We start from the raw sequence: 491 nt of genomic DNA, 5'->3' as shown, positions 1-491 counted from the left end.
CATGGGCGTCTTCCCTCCAACCTGACGGCTGGGTTAGCCGTGCCGCTAGCGTCCGACCAGTGCCCGATCGCGCAAGCCACGCCAGACGCGCACCGCCTGCGCCGTCTCCGCGACATCATGCACCCGCAGCAGCTGCGCGCCCGCCGCCACCCCCGCCATCGCCAGCGCGATCGATCCGCCCAGGCGCTCGCGCGCGGGCGCTTCATTGGACAGCGCGCCAATCAGGCGTTTGCGGCTGGCACCCAGCAGGATCGGACAGCCAAGGCCGTGCAACAGCGCAAGGCCATTGATCAGCGCGAGATTGTCCGACAGCGATTTGCCAAAGCCAATGCCGGGGTCAACGAGGATCCGGGAGCGGTCCACCCCACCCGCGACCACCGCCGCAATCCGCGCCTCGAGCCAGTCGAACACCTCGAGCAGCACGTCCCGATAGCCGACACTGCCATGGCCGCCCTTGGCCGGATCGGGCGAATGCATCAGCACGACCGGGC

1 protein-coding gene is annotated in these 491 nt (G+C 69.2%); it reads right to left on the bottom strand.

Annotated features, from left to right (window positions below):
• Positions 1–45 precede the first annotated feature (45 nt).
• Positions 46–491: dihydropteroate synthase (locus tag AACY52_RS30410; protein ID WP_339561397.1), on the bottom strand; the 446-nt coding region annotated here is incomplete at its 5' end.

Source organism: Pseudomonas sp. EA_65y_Pfl1_P113 (genome assembly GCF_963970525.1).
Lineage (GTDB): Bacteria > Pseudomonadota > Gammaproteobacteria > Pseudomonadales > Pseudomonadaceae > Aquipseudomonas > Aquipseudomonas tritici.
This window is presented reverse-complemented; position numbering and strand designations above follow the sequence as displayed.